The following is a 14,604-nucleotide window of genomic DNA, read 5'->3' as shown; positions in this document are numbered from 1 at the left end:
GGAAAAATATGGTTTTTTGTATTAAATATGACAAACATAAAATAATTTATAGAAGACTTAGACAAAATATGATAATATTATATATGAATTATAGGGAAGGTGACATATTAATGAAAAATAGAGTACAAGGAACAAAAAAAGCGGAAATTTCGATGTATTTTTCAGAATTTGAGGTACCACCAATGCAAGATGTGTTGATTGTTGGCAGAAGAGCACCAATTGGCCCGGAGGCTGCTAAAAGAATGGTGGATATGCTTTCACCGGATCAATATGAAGTTATTAAAATAGAGCATGAAAACGTAGAAGCAGTTGTACTTAAAAAATCCTTAATGAATTTAATCCCTGTGAATAAGCTAATTGATATAATTATGGAGGAAGGAGGCAAAATTGCTGACGAAACAATGATTATAAAAGCACAGGTTAATATAACATTGCATGTTAGTAAATCTATAAGTTTATGATACAAAATATTTTAAGTATGATGAATAAAAATTTTGTGAAGGTTGATATGTTTTCTGGAGTCAATTCCATTCAGCGTCATTTTTATGAAAATAATATTAAATGTTTTGTAGTCTATGAATTTAATGAATTAGTAGGTGTAGTTACAGAAAAAGAATTGATTACAGCCCATCCAAATAGAATAATTGCAGATGTCATGTCTGATAAATATGCATATGCAAATGAAAATACATATTTATGGGAAGTTATGGATATATTTAATTTAAATAAAGATTTAGAAGTTGTGTTGGTAAAAGAAAAAAATATAGTTGTAGGGTTTGTTACGAAAACAGTTTTAAAAATTGAATTGGGAAGACATGTTGATTTGCTTACAGGACTTTATAAAAATGATTATATATTTTATAATGCATACAAGTTTATAAAAAAAGGTAAGCAAGTTTCAATTATATTTATAGACTTAGATAATTTTGGATTTATAAATAAAAAATATGGACATGTAAATGGGGATAAAATATTAAAATTGGTAGCTTCTATTTTAAAAGAAAATATTACATCTGATGATATTTGTCTTTGTAGGTATGCTGGTGATGAATTTGCCATATTAACATCTTATTGTCTAAATGAAAGTGAAGTATTTGCGAAAAAATTAATAAAATTAATAAGAAAATATAATTTTCCAGATGAGATTTTAGTTTCAGTATCTATAGGAATGACAGAATATAAAGTAGATGATTTCAATGATGAAAATGATATATTTGATTCTATAAATAAATTAGTTAATAATGCAAGCCTTGCCTCTACTAAGGCAAAAAGTACTAGCAGCCATCTGTTTGTAGCGGATAATAAGGATAAAATGAAAGCTTGATTTTTTATAGACTTAAACTTCCATATAAAGAAATAATTTTATAGATGAGTAATTCTTATATTAAAAAAAGTTAAAAGCCGTTTGAAAATAAGGATTTGAAAAAGCTTTTAACTTTTTATCCCACGGCCGCTATTGCTAATATCTTAACTTTGTAAAGTAAGGGATGATAAGCAATGCTGTGTCTCTGGGTAAGTTTTTCTAAGGTATCATGTGAGAAAAGCATTTTATGAGAAAGTTCTACCGCACCTTAAAATTCATTTATGGAAAAGCATATACACAATTGACTAGCTATTAATTGAAGATACTGCAGATGTGGAATCAAGAGAATATTGGATTATATTATCCAATAATTCTGTAAATCCCATATTTACAGCCCGGGCACTCTTAGGGAAAAGACTGTTTTTGGTTAATCCCGGAAGGGTGTTTAATTCCAGTACATATGGAATATTATCCTTTATTATCATATCCACTCGTACATAACTGCTGCATTTTAAAACTTTCCAGCATTTAATGCATATCCTCTCTATTTCATTTTGAAGAGATTTTTCCAGTTCTACTATTATTTCATCGGAGCCGCCATCTGCATATTTTGAATTATAATCAAAAAAGTCAGCTTTAGGTTTTATTGAAATTAGAGGAAGAGCTTTTCCATTTAATATACAGCAGGTAACTTCGTCTCCCTTTATATATTTTTCAATTATGATTTCTCTATCATAATTGAGAGCAAGCTTCACGGCATCTTCCACTTGATTTTTTTCAGTTACTATATTAGTGGCAACGCTTGAACCGCCGCAATTAGGTTTTACAACTACAGGATAACCTATTTCATCTAAGTATTTATAATTTATTTCTTCCACTGAATTAATACATATCCACTTTGCAGTATTAATTCCCACAGATTTAAATATTTTCTTGCTTATATCTTTATCCATGCAGATGCCGCTGGTTAAAGGACCACAGCCGGAATAAGGAATATCCATGGTTTCAAATACAGATTGAATTATGCCGTCTTCTCCAAACTTTCCATGAAGTGCAATGAAGGCAAAATCTATATCTGCTGCTTTTTCAAAAACATCACTTTTCTTGTCTATAACAATAGGTTTAACCTCATACTTATTTTTATCTAAATAATTGACTATTTCTTTACCTGAGTTTAATGAAACTTCTCTTTCTGAAGATATTCCACCCATTATAACTCCTATTTTCATATTAATTCCTCCACAAAATTATTCTTTTACTGATTTGGTTTTTAAAAATATTATTCTTAATATTTATTCTATACATTTGCCATATAAAATAAAGAACCACACTGAGGTTATTTTACTTGAATTGTGGTTTTGTAATCAGTGCTTGAAAAATTTTCCCAAACTCAGACAGTGGATATTATTCTTTATTTATTTATCTAATTGTGTAAAATATAATTGAGGTGAAATTTATTATGTTTTCTGATATGAAAATAACAAAGAATAAGTTTGTATATATACAATTAAAAGATTATATTAGGAATATGATATTGAAAGGACTGCTAAGGAGAGATGAAAAACTTCCATCTTCCAGAGAAATGGCTGTCATGCTAAATGTAAGCAGAAATACAGTGTTATATGCTTATGAATTTTTGCAGGATGAAGGATTTGTTTATATAAAAAAGGGAAAAGGCACTTTTGTTTCAAATGTAAAAGTAGATCTTCAGGGAAAATGGAATATAAATTGGAAAGATAAAATAAACAACTATGGGAAACTGTCAGAAGAATTGGATATAATTAAACATGAAACAAAATGGCAGAAGGGAATGATATCTTTCAAGAGCATAGCTCCAGATGAAAAACTTTTTAATATAGAGGAATTTAAAAAAGCATTTTTGAACCGCATATCTATAGAAGGGGAAAAAATATTGAATTATGGGTATGCCCAGGGATATAAATCCCTCATAGAATATCTGCTTAAGTATATGGAGAATAAGGGAGTTGACATAGAGGGAAAAGATATACTCATAACAAATGGATTTACAGAGGGATTTGATTTAGTTCTATCTTGTCTTACAAATAGGGGGGATAATATATTGTGCGAAAATCCTACCCATAATACTGCAATTAAAATTATGAAACTGCATGGACTAAATATAAAGGGAGTTCAAGTTGGAAAAGAGGGTATAAATTTAGATGATCTTAAGGAAAGGCTGGAAAGAGAAAAATTTAAAATTTCCTATTTTATACCTTCTTATCACAATCCTACAGGAATTGTGATGTCTCCGGAAAAAAGAGTGGGTCTGTACAATATACTTAAGAATTATAATGTACCAATAATTGAAGATGGTTTTAATGAAGAGTTAAGGTATTCAGGTACCCATGTGTCACCTATAGCTGCTTTTAGCGGAAAAGGCAACAGTGTTGTATATATAGGAAGTTTCTCAAAGATATTATTTCCGGGAATAAGAATAGGCTGGATATTATCAGATAAAATACTTACAGGATATTTGGAAAGTGCCAAGAGATCAAGAAATATTCATACATCATCCCTGGATCAGGCAGTTTTTTATGACTATCTTGAAAATGGGAACTTTGATAAATACATTAAAAAGGCAAGGAGGGTATATAGAGAAAAATATGAATTTGCATTAGAGTGTGCAAGACAGTATATACCAAGCAGAGAAATACTTGGAGAGGGGGGGCTGCACATATTTATAAAATTAAAAAATATAGATTCCAGAAAGCTTTTACAGAAATGCTGCGATAGGAGGGTAATATTTACACCTGGAGATGTGTTTTATGTAGATGACAGCGGGAAGGATACTTTAAGACTTGGATTTTCAAGAGTCAGTAAAAAGAATATCAGGAAAGGCTTTAAGATAATTGGAGAAGAAATTGAAAAAATGGGGGGAGCATAATGAAAAAAATATCACAGAAAACGGTGTATAGAGGAAATTGGATTAAATTAGAAGAGATAACTTATCTGGGGAAAAAACATGAACAGCTGAAATGGGAAAGTATAGAGAGAACTAATACTATAAATACAGTTGTGATAATAGCTAAAATGATACCATCTGATAGATACATACTTATAAAACAATATAGACCTGCCATAGATAATTATGTTATTGGATACCCTGCAGGACTTGTAGAAAGTGGCAGCCTGCCGGAAAATGCGCTGAGAGAGCTAAAGGAAGAAACCGGATATATAGGAAAAGTAAAATCAGTGGGACCTTCACTGTATTCAAATGCAGCACTGTTAACTGATAAAGTAAGGGTGGCTAAGGTGGAAGTGGATGAAAACCTGGAAGAAAATAAAAAACCCAAGCAGCAGCTGGAAGCAGCAGAGGATATACAGGTGATTGCCTTGAAAAGGGAAGAAATGAAGGGCTTTTTTATTAAGGAGCAGGCAAATGGAACTGCTTTGGGTATTGGTCCCTGGTATGCCTTTTTTGCTATGGATGATATGTAATAAAAACATAAGCTGGAAGTTTGTTTGAAATATACTTATAATTATGATATATTTTTATCGTGAGCATATTATAATTTAAAATTGAGGGTGTAATTTATGGAAGACTGGCTTTTAAAAAAAGATGACTATATTCCCACAGAAGATAAAGATAAATTTATAGATAAAAGTATTTTTTCTATATTACATCTTCTGTCTCTTATTAAAAGAAATAATAGAATGGGAAATAATTTTATATACAATTTGAACCCCACGGTGAAATTGTTTTTTACTATTTTAAATATAATATTTTTATCTCTATCCAAAAGCTTTCACTATGTATTTCTGGTGGATGTATATTTTTTGCTGGTATTGAGTCTTTTGGATATAGGGGAAATAAAAAAAATATTGATTCTAAGTACAGCTGTACCATTGTTTACTGTTATAATGCTAATACCGTCTATAGTTATGGGGAATACAAGAAACAGCATACTGCTTATATTGAAAGTGGTTGGAACCATAATCTCCATAAATACTTTATCCTACACTACCAGCTGGCATGATATAATAAAGGCATTAAAGAAGTTTTTTGTGCCGGATATTTTTATTTTAGTATTTGATATAACTTTAAGATATATTTATATTTTAGGAGAATTTGCACTAGATATGTTCTATTCTCTCAAGCTTAGGTCTGTGGGGAAAAATAACAATAAGTATTCTTCTATTTCAAAACTCATGGGAAGTTTGTTTTTAAAGTCTAAAGAAATGGGAGATGAGATGTATTATGCTATGGAATGTAGAGGATTTACAGGGGAATATATCTCCCATGCAAAGTTTAAGTTTAAGGTTACTGATTTTTTATATTTAATAGTAAATATTTTTATTATAATTATGTATTTTTACATAACTGGGATGGGGTTAAAATGATAGAATTTAGGAAAGTATTTTTTAAGTATAAAGACGAAGAAGTGCTGAAGAATATAAATGTTAAAATAGCACAAGGGGATTCAGTGGCACTTATAGGAGCAAATGGCAGTGGAAAATCAACTTTTTTGAAATTATTGAACGGAATGATATTTCCTACAGAAGGGAGATACTATTTTGATAATTTAGAAATATCTAGTGATAAATTGGAGCAAGGCAGTTTTTCAAAGAAATTCCATAAAAAAATGGGGTTCGTTTTTCAAAATTCAGATGCACAGCTTTTTTGTTCCAATGTCTATGAAGAGGTGGCCTTTGGTCCAAGACAAATGGGCATGGACGAAGCAGAAGTAAAAAAAAGGGTGGAGGATTGTTTAAATCTTTTAAATGTAAAGGATCTTCAAAATAAGGAGCCATACAATATAAGCGGAGGGGAGAAAAAGAGAGTTGCAATAGCTTCTGTGCTTGCTCTTAATCCGGAAGTATTGGTTTTAGACGAACCTATGAGTGGAATAGATCCGAAAGGCAAAAAGTTTTTAAATAATTTATTTATAGAGTTAAATAAAGCTGGAAAAACTATAATATGTTCTACCCATGATTTTGAATATACAAAAGGACTTTTCAAACGTGTGCTGGTATTTTCGGAAGATCATTGTTTAATAAGAGACGATATTTACAATAAAGTGATTGAGGACAATGATTTTTTAATAAAATATAATATCAAGTGATTTTCAGGTTCAGGTGGAGTTTGTAAATAAGAAGTGTTTTTGTTTAAGTGGTAAAAACTAGTTCATGTCTGCTGGTTGACATGAACGCCAGATTATAATAAACTTAGACTATAATTAAATAGAAATTTTAGGTGCCTTATATAGGTGAAAAGGGAATGCGGTTAAAATCCGCAGCAGCCCCCGCTACTGTATTTGATAATGAGTTTTATCTTATTATTTTATAATAAGAGGATAAAGGCAAGTATTTTATCATAAGTCAGGAAACCTGCCTAATTTATTTTTGCTTTCGGAGGGGAAGAAACTTTTAGTATGATTGATTTCTCAGCACAAGCTGGGTTTTTATGTTAAAGGCAATGAGCTCTAGAGGCTCATTGCCTTTCGTTGTTTTTATTATACTTAAGAAGATTAAGGGGGAGTAACCATTATGGCAAAGATTATGATTCAAGGAACAGGTTCTTCTGTTGGTAAAAGTATAATTGTTTCTGCTCTCTGCAGAATATTTAAACAAGATGGATATTCAGTATGTCCGTTTAAATCTCAAAATATGTCATTGAATTCATATATAACACTGGATGGCAAAGAAATGGGACGTGCTCAGGTACTTCAGGCTTATGCAGCTGGGCTGCAGCCGGAGGCATATATGAATCCCATATTGTTAAAGCCAACATCAGATAAAAAGTGCCAGATAATAGTAAATGGCAAGGTATATGGAAATAGTACAGCCATGGAATATCACAATATGAAATTGGAATTTAGAGATATGCTTAGAAGTCATTTTAAAAAGATGGAAAAAAGTTTTGAAATAATAGTTATGGAAGGTGCCGGAAGCCCTGCAGAAATAAACTTGAGGGATAGAGATATTGTAAATATGGGTATGGCAGAATTAGTAGATGCACCAGTGGTTTTAGCAGGTGATATAGATAAAGGTGGAGTATTTGCTTCTCTTGCAGGAACTATGTTATTTTTTACGGAGGAAGAAAAAACCAGGGTAAAAGGTACAATAATAAATAAATTCAGAGGAGATGTAGACATATTAAAGCCCGGTCTTAAAATGCTGGAGGATGTTATTAAAGTGCCTTGCATAGGAGTTATACCTTATTTTAATCTGGCATTGGAAGATGAAGATGGAGCTGTGGAATTCAACAAAAAGGTTACAGCTCCTATAGATATAGCTGTAATAAAATTACCTCATATATCCAACTTTACGGATTTAGACGCACTAAAAAGTGAAGGGGATATTTCTGTAAGATTTATAAATTCTGAAGAGGAATTCGGCAATCCCGATCTACTCATAATTCCAGGAAGTAAAAACACCATAGAGGATTTAATAAAAATAAGACAATGCGGACTTGAAGCCTGCATTAAAAAATACAGTAATAGCGGAATTATAATAGGAGTATGCGGTGGTTATCAAATGCTTGGAAAGTCAATAAAGGATCCTTATAAAACAGAGACGGATGTAGGAGAAGTAGAGGGAATGGGACTTTTAGATATAGAGACTGTGTTTGAAAGGGAAAAAGTCACTACTAGAATAAAGGCTAGAAGTAATGTGGATTTTCCCATGACAAAAAATGATGGAACTTTAGAAAAAAGAAAATTGGATGTATATGGATATGAAATCCATATGGGAATATGTAAATATGGCGCAGATGCAAAACCACTGTTTAAATTGACAGAAAAAAATAAGAAGAAGGTCAATATAGAAGATGGAGCTTTAAATGCAAAACACAATGTATTTGGAACCTATATACATGGTATCTTTGATGCCGTTGATTTTAGAGAATACATTGCAAACAGGATAAGAGAAAATAAAGGATTGAGCTATAAAAAATCAACCATCTATGAGGATCTTAGAGAAAAAGAGATAGATAAGCTAGCCCATATAGTCAGGGAGAACATTGATGTGGGTAAAATATATAAAATTATGGGTATTAAAAGATAAAAAATTGATATATTACTATAATAATGTGAGAATAGGGGGGGTAATTTGTCCATTTCCTTTGTATATATGAATATCATAGACCTTTTTGCAGCAGTTATAATAGATTGGATAATTGGGGATCCGCATTGGTTTCCCCACCCTGTTATATATATAGGAAAACTTATATCCTATTTGGAGAAGAAAGGCAGAAAACTTTGTAAAAAGGACAATACCTTGAAAGCTTTTGGAGGTTTAATAGTTGTAATAGTAGGAACAGTAAGTTTTTTTATACCTTTTACAGTACTTGTATTTTTAAGGAAACATGTGATTTTATATCAAATAATAAATATATTCATTATTTGGACAGCTATTTCCGCTAAATGTCTGGCTGTAGAAGCAAAAAAGGTATATTATGCTTTAAAAAAAGAAGATATTGAAGATGCCAGGTTAAAGCTTTCTTATATAGTGGGCAGGGATACTTCTAATTTAAAAAGTGAAGAGATAATAAGGGCAGATGTGGAGACAGTGGCAGAAAATACCTCTGATGGAGTTATAGCTCCTATGATATATGCAGCTGTATTTGGAGCACCCGCTGCAATGCTTTATAAAGGTATAAATACCATGGATTCAATGCTGGGTTATATGAATGAAAAGTATAGATTTATAGGATTTTTTCCTGCTAAAGTAGATGATATATTTAATTTTATACCCTCAAGGATTACAGGAGTGCTCATGTGTATGTCATCTTTCATGGTAAAGGGCAATCCAATAAAAACCTTTAAAATAATGATTAGGGACAGAAAAAATCATAAGAGTCCCAATTGTGCTTACCCTGAAGCAGCAGCAGCAGGCGCCATAGGGATCCAGCTGGGCGGCACCAATATCTATTTTGGAGAGGTGGTGTATAAGCCGACTATAGGGGATAAACTGATGGAACTAAATTTTGAACACATAAGGTATTGTATAAATCTCATGTATTTTACTGAAATACTCATGGTAATTTTATGTGGAATAATATTTATTGTGTTGAATTCATATTGGATGTAATAATAAAAATAAGAATTAGGACGTGTTTATATGGAGCATGGCGGGGATATATATACGGAAGGGCTTTTTAAGGGAAGGAAGCTTTTGGATTTCAGTTCAAATATAAATCCTTTAGGAGTGCCGGATAGTTTTACAGGAAATATAGAGGAATCACTTAAGGCTGTAGAAAAGTACCCGGATGTGGAATACAGAGAATTAAAATGGAATTTGAAGCAATATTTAGGTTTTTCAAAGGATTATTTTGGAAACCATGGATATAACAAAACAAGTACCATTAAAGATAGAGATATTGTCTTGGGAAATGGAGCTGCGGAAATAATAGATCTGGTAATAAGCTGCTTTAAAAGCATATGTATTGTAGTACCTTCTTTTATAGAATATGAAAAAGATGCTGTAAAATGGAACTGCAATATAAGCTATTCTAATTTGACGGAAAATATGGACTATGATTATGAAGACATCAAATTAAAACTTAAGTGTTCAGAGGCTTTGATTCTAGGAAATCCCAACAATCCCAACGGAGGGATAATAAATAAGGATAAATTCATGGAAATCATAAATTGCTGCAGTAAAAACCACAAAACCATAATTATAGACGAAGCATTTGTGGAATTTACGGGCAAAAGTGGATGCAGTTTTTTAGGGGAAATGGAGCAGTATAAATGTATTTTTATAGTCAGAGCTCTTACAAAGTTTTTTGCATTGCCTGGAATAAGAATGGGCTATGGACTTTGTAAAAATGAGAAGTTAATGGATATGATAAGAACCAGACAAAACCCCTGGAATATAAATTGTTTTGCAGAAACAGCAGCTAAATATGTGCTGGTGGATAAGAATTATATGGATAGTTCTCTGAAATGGATTGATAATGAAAGAAAGTTCATGGTGGAGAATTTAAGGAAAATTTCCATAATAAAAAAAGTATATCCTACACATGGCAATTTTGTATTGTGCCAAATTCAGAATATGAACTGCTGGGATTTATATGATTTGTGTTTGAAAAAAGGAATACTTATAAGAAAGTGCAGTAATTTTAAGGGATTAGATGATAAATTTATTAGATTGGCCATAAAAGACAGAGATAAAAACATAAAAATATTAAATGTATTAAAAAAACTATAGAGAGAGGAGAGTAAAAGTGAATAAGAACCTATTAAAAGATGAATCAGATACACTTCTTGCTCTCTTATCGTCAAAGATAAAGGTTATTATAATAGGCGGAGGGAAAGCAGCTTATATAAAGTGTAGAACTTTTGCATTAAGGGGATGTCAGGTTTACGTGCTTTCCCCTCAATTTATCAATGAATTTCACAATATAAAGGATTATTTAAATATACACATGATCTTAGGAAAATATGAAAAAAGCTATATAGAAGATAAACATATTATAGTAATTGCCACAGATAATACAGAATTAAATCTTTCTATAGGGAATCACTGCAGAAAGCTCTGCAAAATTTATTTGGATGCATCACAACCTAAAAGGGGAAATTGCATTACACCTTGTCAGAGGAATACTAAAAATGTTTCCCTGGGAGTAAATACTAGAGGGGCGGCGGCATCTCCCATAACTTCAGTATTTATTGCTGAGCAAATAGCAAAATATGTGAAGGACTATGATGATTTTGTAGAGTTTACTTCTGCAGTTAGGAACAGTATAGATAATATAGAAATTAGAAGAAAAGTTATGAGGTTTATATGCAGTGAGGATTTTTACTTTTTTTATAAAAAGGGCAAAGCTGCTGTCATAATGGAAATGTTTTATAATAAAAAAATTGAGGAGCAGCTTATATAAAATAATTGCTTTTTGCAGGATGGTGATAATATTTGGAGTTTAAAATTGCAACTAGGAAGAGCAGGCTGGCTCAAATTCAGACTGAAATAGTAATGGGTATACTGAAAAACAATTTTGGTGTTAAATGTAAAAAGATACTTATAGAAACTATGGGAGATAAAAGACTTGATATAGCCTTGAATAAAATAGGCGGGAAAGGTCTGTTTTTAAAGGAAATTGAGCTGGCACTTTTACAGGATGAGGCGGACGCAGCAGTGCACAGCATGAAAGATATACCCTTTGATGTTCCAGAGGATTTTGAAATAGCTGCTATCTTGGAAAGAGAAGATGTAAGGGATGCCTTTATTTCTGCAGATAATATACATTTTAAAGAATTACCTGCAGGAGCCAGGATTGGAACCAGCAGCAACAGAAGGGCGGCTCAGGTGAAATTATTAAGACCTGATTTGGAGATAATTGCTGTAAGAGGCAATGTACAAACCAGAATAAATAAGATGAAGGAACAAAATTTACATGGAATAATTCTGGCAGCTGCAGGTGTTAAAAGGTTGGGACTTGAAAAATCAGTAACGGATTATTTTTCAATAAAAGAACTGATACCTGCAATTGGACAAGGAGCTTTGGGAGTTGAAATAAAAAAGAACAGTTTGCATAGAAATTCCTTTATAAAGTTGAATGATGAAAATACAAGGGTTTGTGTGGAGGCCGAAAGAAGTTTTATGAGAACATTGAATGGAGATTGTCACTCTACCATAGGTGCCTATGCCCAAATAGATGGACAACTTATAAATATTATAGGAGTGTTTATGGTAGGCACAAGGCTGATAAAAAAAGATATAACAGGTAATAGAGAAGATTACATGAATTTAGGAAAAAAACTTGCTAAAGATATAGTAAATTCTTAAGGAGGTTACACATGGGTAAAGTTTATCTTATAGGTGCGGGTCCCGGTGATGAGGAACTTATAACTTTAAAGGCGGTAAGAAAACTTGGTGAATGTACTGCGGTGATGTATGATAGATTATCAGGTTCTGGAGTTCTAAAATATTTAAATGATAATTGCAAAATATATTATTGCGGAAAAGAACCAGGCTGTCATTATAAAAGTCAGGATGAAATAAATGCTATGCTAATTCGACTGGCAAAAGAGGGACAAGTTGTAGGAAGAATTAAGGGAGGAGATCCATATATATTTGGAAGAGGGGGAGAAGAAGCCCTTGCCCTTTTAAAAGAGCATATTGAATTTGAAGTTATTCCTGGAATTACATCTCCCATTTCCGTTTTGAATTATGCAGGTATACCTGTAACCCATAGAAAGATAGCTCAAAGTTTTCATGTCTTTACGGGGAAAGCTGCAGATAAATTAAATATAGACTGGAATGCAGCTGCTAAAATAGGAGGAACTCTAATTTTTTTAATGGGTTTTAAAAACCTGGATGTAATATGCAGCAATTTAATAAAAAATGGTATGAATAAAAATACCCCCTGTGCAGTAGTTATGAGGGGAACCACCTCAAGACAGAAAAAGATTGTGGGACAACTACAGGACATAAGTGAAAAAACTAATAGGGCTTCATTAGTTTCTCCTTGTATTATAGTCATAGGGGAAGTGATTAAATTCAATGAGCAGCTGGATTGGTATGAAAGAAAACCCCTTTTTGGAAAAAATATTTGTATTACAAGATCCAAAGCTCAGTCAAGGGAAATGTGTCAGAAGCTTTTAGATTTAGGTGCAGAAGTTACTGAAATACATTCCATTGAAATAAGGTATACTTCAGAAAATATTAAAGCATATATGAATAAGCTGCAGGATTATGATTATATTGTGTTTACAAGTGTAAATGGAGTAAATAGTTTTTTTGACAGACTTTTAAATGAAAATTATGATATCAGAAAAGTAAGGGGAAAATTTGCAGCTATAGGTCCTGCTACAGAAAAGGCTATAAGGCAGAGGGGAATCATACCGGAAATGGTAGCAGAAAAATTCGTAGCTGAAAGCCTCCATGATAAAATGAAAGATTTTATAAAAAAGGGAGATAAAATATTTATTCCCAGATCTAAAAATTCCAGACCTTATCTGGCGGAAACTCTGCGTCTGGAAGGATGTATTGTGGATGAATGTTATACATATGAGACAATAAGCGGCAAATTGCCGGATAAAGATTGTTTTGATAATGTAGATACAGTTATTTTTACAAGCCCCACTACAGTTAATAATATGATAAAGCTTGTGGGTATTACAGCTATAAAAGAAAAAAAGGCAGTGGCTATAGGACCTATAACGGGAAAAGAACTGGAAAAACATAATATAGTTTATGATATGTCCCTCGAGTATACCACAGATGGGGTTATAGATACTATACTCAATGGGAGTGAGTCGCAGCAATAGGTTCATCTATTGTTAAAATTTTTAAGTGAAAGGTAGTAATAGAAATGTTTACAAGACATAGAAGATTGAGAAAAAACCAAGTTATAAGAGATATGGTTAGAGAGACAGTGCTTAACAAGCAGGACTTTATCTATCCGCTGTTTGTGGTGGAGGGAGAAAATATTAAAAAGGAAATACCTTCTCTGGAAAATAATTATCATTATTCTATTGACAGACTTGATGAAATTGTGAAGGAACTTAAAGATTCAGGAGTAAAAAGTGTGATTTTATTTGGAATTCCAGAATATAAAGATGAAGTGGGAACTTCAGCTTTTGAAGAAAATGGGATAATTCAGAAAGCTGTTAGAAGATTAAGGGAGTTAAATCCTGAGCTTTTTATAATTACTGACGTATGTATGTGTGAATATACAAGTCATGGTCACTGCGGCATAATACATGGACATGAAGTGGATAATGATGAAACCATTGAATATATTGCAAAAATAGCTTTGTCCCATGCCAGGGCCGGTGCAGATATGGTGGCACCTTCGGACATGATGGATGGAAGAGTTGGAGCTATTAGAAGGGTATTGGATGAAAATGGATTCAAGAATGTATCCATAATGGCCTATAGTGCCAAGTATTGTTCTGCATTTTACGGCCCATTCAGGGAGGCTGCGGATTCATCTCCTAAATTTGGAAACAGAAAAGGCTATCAGATGGATCCAGCTAACATAAGAGAAGCCATGCTGGAAATAGAAGATGATATAAAAGAGGGAGCAGATATAATAATGGTAAAACCTGCTATGCCTTACTTAGATGTAATTAGGTGGGCTAGAGACAGGTTTGACGTACCGGTAGCAGCTTATAATGTAAGTGGAGAATTTGCCATGGTTAAAGCAGCGGCCAAAGCCGGACTTATAGATGAAAAAGCTATAGCAAAGGAAATGCTCACCTGTATAAAAAGAGCAGGGGCAGGCATGATAATTACTTATTATGCTATGGATATATGCAGATGGATAAAAGAAGAGAATAATTAGGACTTGCAAAAATTTAGATAGAATTGAGATGTGAAAGGTAGAGGTT

14 protein-coding genes and 1 riboswitch are annotated in these 14,604 nt (G+C 32.4%); of the genes, 13 read left to right on the top strand and 1 reads right to left on the bottom strand.

Annotated elements, in window-relative coordinates; all coding sequences use genetic code 11:
• The first annotated feature begins 110 nt into the window (after positions 1–110).
• Together ACYUJ6_RS12190 and ACYUJ6_RS12185 are read left to right on the top strand one after the other, a co-directional pair.
• Positions 111–461, top strand: a complete 351-nt coding sequence (locus ACYUJ6_RS12190; protein WP_461843041.1) for a hypothetical protein — start codon at positions 111–113, stop codon at positions 459–461.
• Positions 458–1,324 carry a diguanylate cyclase gene (locus ACYUJ6_RS12185; protein ID WP_461843040.1) on the top strand — a complete coding sequence of 289 codons (867 nt, stop codon included), beginning with the start codon at positions 458–460 and terminating at the stop codon, positions 1,322–1,324. The genes ACYUJ6_RS12190 and ACYUJ6_RS12185 overlap by 4 nt, the downstream gene beginning before the upstream one ends.
• Before the next feature lie 284 nt (positions 1,325–1,608).
• Here ACYUJ6_RS12185 and ACYUJ6_RS12180 read toward each other — a convergent pair whose 3' ends face one another.
• Entirely contained in the window at positions 1,609–2,532 is a 924-nt protein-coding gene (locus ACYUJ6_RS12180; RefSeq protein WP_461843039.1) for a D-alanine--D-alanine ligase, read from the bottom strand.
• A gap of 230 nt (positions 2,533–2,762) precedes the next feature.
• On the opposite strand from ACYUJ6_RS12180, the gene pdxR reads away from it, so the two are divergent.
• From pdxR to hemB, 11 genes are all read left to right on the top strand, one after another.
• On the top strand, positions 2,763–4,208 hold the full coding sequence (gene pdxR, locus ACYUJ6_RS12175; protein WP_461843038.1) for a MocR-like pyridoxine biosynthesis transcription factor PdxR: 1,446 nt from the start codon (positions 2,763–2,765) through the stop codon (positions 4,206–4,208).
• On the top strand, positions 4,208–4,762 hold the full coding sequence (locus ACYUJ6_RS12170; protein ID WP_461843037.1) for an NUDIX domain-containing protein: 555 nt from the start codon (positions 4,208–4,210) through the stop codon (positions 4,760–4,762). The genes pdxR and ACYUJ6_RS12170 overlap by 1 nt, the downstream gene beginning before the upstream one ends.
• A 96-nt stretch (positions 4,763–4,858) precedes the next feature.
• On the top strand, positions 4,859–5,665 hold the full coding sequence (locus ACYUJ6_RS12165) for an energy-coupling factor transporter transmembrane component T family protein (protein ID WP_461843036.1): 807 nt from the start codon (positions 4,859–4,861) through the stop codon (positions 5,663–5,665).
• Positions 5,662–6,387 carry an energy-coupling factor ABC transporter ATP-binding protein gene (locus tag ACYUJ6_RS12160; protein ID WP_461843035.1) on the top strand — a complete coding sequence of 242 codons (726 nt, stop codon included), beginning with the start codon at positions 5,662–5,664 and terminating at the stop codon, positions 6,385–6,387. Before ACYUJ6_RS12165 ends, ACYUJ6_RS12160 begins: the two co-directional genes overlap by 4 nt.
• Before the next feature lie 112 nt (positions 6,388–6,499).
• Positions 6,500–6,674, top strand: a riboswitch (cobalamin riboswitch).
• 137 nt (positions 6,675–6,811) lie between these two features.
• The gene (locus tag ACYUJ6_RS12155) at positions 6,812–8,329 is read left to right on the top strand and encodes a cobyric acid synthase (RefSeq protein WP_461843034.1); all 1,518 of its coding nucleotides are present in this window, start codon (positions 6,812–6,814) and stop codon (positions 8,327–8,329) included.
• A gap of 72 nt (positions 8,330–8,401) precedes the next feature.
• The gene (gene cbiB / locus ACYUJ6_RS12150; protein WP_461845505.1) at positions 8,402–9,355 is read left to right on the top strand and encodes an adenosylcobinamide-phosphate synthase CbiB; all 954 of its coding nucleotides are present in this window, start codon (positions 8,402–8,404) and stop codon (positions 9,353–9,355) included.
• Positions 9,356–9,385: 30 nt separating this feature from the next.
• Positions 9,386–10,477, top strand: coding sequence for a pyridoxal phosphate-dependent aminotransferase (locus ACYUJ6_RS12145; RefSeq protein ID WP_461843033.1), 1,092 nt, complete (start codon positions 9,386–9,388; stop codon positions 10,475–10,477).
• A 16-nt stretch (positions 10,478–10,493) separates the two neighbouring features.
• Positions 10,494–11,150: an NAD(P)-dependent oxidoreductase gene (locus tag ACYUJ6_RS12140; RefSeq protein WP_461843032.1), complete on the top strand. Its 657-nt coding sequence runs from the start codon at positions 10,494–10,496 to the stop codon at positions 11,148–11,150.
• Between the two features lie 32 nt (positions 11,151–11,182).
• Positions 11,183–12,055, top strand: coding sequence for a hydroxymethylbilane synthase (hemC, locus tag ACYUJ6_RS12135; RefSeq protein WP_461843031.1), 873 nt, complete (start codon positions 11,183–11,185; stop codon positions 12,053–12,055).
• An 11-nt stretch (positions 12,056–12,066) separates the two neighbouring features.
• The gene (gene cobA, locus ACYUJ6_RS12130; protein WP_461843030.1) at positions 12,067–13,539 is read left to right on the top strand and encodes a uroporphyrinogen-III C-methyltransferase; all 1,473 of its coding nucleotides are present in this window, start codon (positions 12,067–12,069) and stop codon (positions 13,537–13,539) included.
• Positions 13,540–13,583: 44 nt separating this feature from the next.
• Positions 13,584–14,558, top strand: a complete 975-nt coding sequence (gene hemB, locus ACYUJ6_RS12125) for a porphobilinogen synthase (protein ID WP_461843029.1) — start codon at positions 13,584–13,586, stop codon at positions 14,556–14,558.
• Positions 14,559–14,604: the final 46 nt, after the last annotated feature.

Source organism: Clostridium sp. JNZ X4-2, assembly GCF_054889485.1.
Note: the sequence above shows the minus strand (reverse complement) of the source record. Positions and strands in the feature narration are given on the sequence as shown.